The following is a 2,819-nucleotide window of genomic DNA, read 5'->3' on the forward strand; positions in this document are numbered from 1 at the left end:
TCCCTCTCCTGCCCCCCCCCCCTCTACCCTAACCTCCGCCACCACTATCCCTCCCACACGCCCCCCCGCTCACCCTCTCCCCGCCCCCCCCCCCACCCGGCGGCGCGCCCCTCGACGTGTTCAGCGCTCCAGCAGCCAGCCGTGGACCGCCCGCGCGGTGGTGTCGGCGTCGCCGTCCAGCAGGCTGACGTGGTTGCCGGGCACCTCCACCTGCTCGTGCGGCAGCGGCCAGGCGGGCCGGTCGGCGCCCAGGAGCAGGGCGGGATCGTGCTCGGCGGCGGCCACGAACAGGGTCCGCGGCACGTCGGCGGCGGGCGCGGGCCGCCACCGGGTGAACAGGCGGCCGTAGTGGGCGGTCGCGGTCAACTGGTCGGCGTCGACCGGGACGTCGGGGAAGTCCCGCATGAGCCGGCAGGAGGTGGCGAGCATGGCGAGGGCGAGATTCTCGTCGGACGTCTGCGGCGAGTCGAGCAGCACCAGGGCGCGCGGCGGTGCGCCCGCCTCGGTCAGTACGGCGGCCAGGAGGTGGGCCTGCCAGCCGCCGGAGGAGTAGCCGACGAGGGTGAGCGGCTTGTCCCCGAAGGCGGCGAGGACGGCCTCCGCCTGCCGGGCCGCGGCGGCCTCGGGGCTGTCGGGCAGCGGCTCGCCGGGGGCGTAGCCCTGTGCGGGCAGCACCCAGACGTCGCGGGTGCCGTGCAGGGCGGCGGCGAACCGGGAGTACTGGTAGGCGGTGGCGGGCGCGACCAGGGACGGCAGGCACAGCAGGGCCTCGCCCTCCGTGCCGGTGGCGAGCCGGACCGGGCGGGGCCCGAGGGCCGTCGTGCGGGGAGGCGCGTCCAGGTCGGCCGCCGCGCCGGGCGGCGTGTCCATCAGGCCGAACCCCGGCCGCATCGCGGCCGCGAGGTGCAGCATGTCCAGTGCCTTGTCGTACTGCTCCCGCTCGAAGGCGTAGCGCACGAGCGCGGTCACGGAGTCCGTGGCCGCCGTCGACGGTTTGTCCCTGCCGGCCAGTTCACCGCTGACGTGCGCGGCGACGGCACGCGGTGTGGCGTGCTCGTAGAAGGCGGAGGCCGGCAGCTGGACCCCGCACGCGCGGCCGACGCGGTTGCGGAGGTCGCCGAGCGACAGGGAGGTGAAGCCCAGTTCGAGGAACCGCTGTGTGACACCGACCTCGCCGGTGTCGGTGTGCCCGAGGACCTGGGCCACCTGCGCGACGACGAGCTCCAGGACGGCACTCTCGCGCTCGGCCGGAGGCAGGGAGCGGAGGCGGTCGGCGGGGGTGGCCAGGGATGCGGGCTCGGCGGGCGAGGGGAACTCGCCAGGGACCTGCGAGATTCCGAGGAAGCTCATCGCGCCGTTCTCGCCCGTACGGTCGGGCAGCCAGTAGCGGCGGCGCCGGAAGGCGTACGTCGGCAGGTCGACTCGGCGCGCGCCGGTCCCGGCGAACAGGGCACCCCAGTCGACGTCCGTGCCGTGGACGAAGACCTCGGCGAGGGCGGTGAGCAGCGTGGTGACCTCCGCCCGGTCGCGGTGCAACACGCTGACGGCGACGGCGGTCCCGGCGGGCGCCTGCGCGGTGAGGACCGGGTCGGGGCCGATCTCCAGGAGCCGGTCGGCCCCTTGGCCGGCGGTGGCGGTGGCGAGCGCGTCGTGGAAGCGTACGGGCCCGACGATCTGGTCCGCCCAGTAGCGGGCGGTGGTCCAGTCACCGTCCCGCAGGGCCTTCCCGGTGACGGAGCTGACGGCGGGCACGGTGGGCGTGCGACAGGTGATGCCGTCGGCCACGGCGGCGAAGTCGTCCAGGACCGGCTTCATCAGCGGTGAGTGGAAGGCGTGGCTGACCCGTAGCCGGCCCGCGCGGCGCCCGCGCTCCCGGAAGTCGGCGACCACGGCATCGACGGCGCCCTCGGCGCCCGACACCACCACGGCCTGCGGCCCGTTCACGGCGGCCAGCGCGACGTCCGCGCCCAGTGCCCCGGCGATCTCGTCCTCGGTGGCCTCGATCGCGGCCATCGCGCCACCCTCGGGCAGCGCCTGCATCAACCGGGCCCGCGCCGCCACCAGCCGCACCACATCCGGCAGCTCGAAGACCCCGGCGGCGTACGCGGCCGCGAACTCGCCCACCGAGTGGCCGACGACGCAGTCGGGCTCGGTCCCCCAGGAGCGCAGCAGTTCCACGAGGGAGACCTGTACGGCGAACAGCGCGGCCTGCGCATATCCCGTACGGTCCAGCAGCGCGGCCTCCGCCGAGTCCTCCGGGGCGAACACCGCGTCCCGTACGCCCGTTGTGAAGCCGGCCATGCCGTCGAACTCCCCGTCGAGGTGCGCGCACACCTCGTCGAAGGTCCTGGCGAACACGGGGAACCGGGCGTACAACTCCCGTCCCATTCCCGGGCGCTGGCTGCCCTGCCCGGTGAACAGCCAGGCCGTGCCGCCCTCGGTGAGGGTGCCGCTGACGATGTCCGGTGTGGGCGTCCCCGCTGCGAGGGACGTGAGGGCGGCGGCCATCGCCGGGGTGTCGGTTCCGAGGACGACGGCGCGGTGGGTCAGGGCGGCGCGGGTGGTGGCGAGCGAGTAGCCGATGTCATGCGCGCAGAGGTCGTCGGTGAGCGCGGAGCGCAGGCGGTCGCTCTGCCGGGCCAGCGACTCGGGCCGGTGGGCCGACAGGACCCAGGGTGTGAGCGGGAGCGGGGTGCCGGTCCCGGACTGTTCGGGCCGCTGCGGTTCGGGGGCTTCTTCAAGGATTTCCGGGGCTTCTTCGAGGATGACGTGGGCATTGGTGCCACTGATCCCGAACGCCGACACACCCGCCCGCCTCG

At 74.9% G+C, this 2,819-nt stretch carries 1 protein-coding gene; it reads right to left on the bottom strand.

Features of this window, described 5'->3' with window-relative positions:
- Positions 1-120: 120 nt before the first annotated feature.
- Positions 121-2,819 (bottom strand): alpha/beta fold hydrolase (locus AB0I77_RS53255; RefSeq protein WP_363290282.1); only part of this gene is annotated, 2,699 nt, incomplete at its 5' end.

It is taken from the genome of Streptomyces sp. NPDC050619 (assembly GCF_040654815.1).
GTDB lineage: Bacteria > Actinomycetota > Actinomycetes > Streptomycetales > Streptomycetaceae > Streptomyces.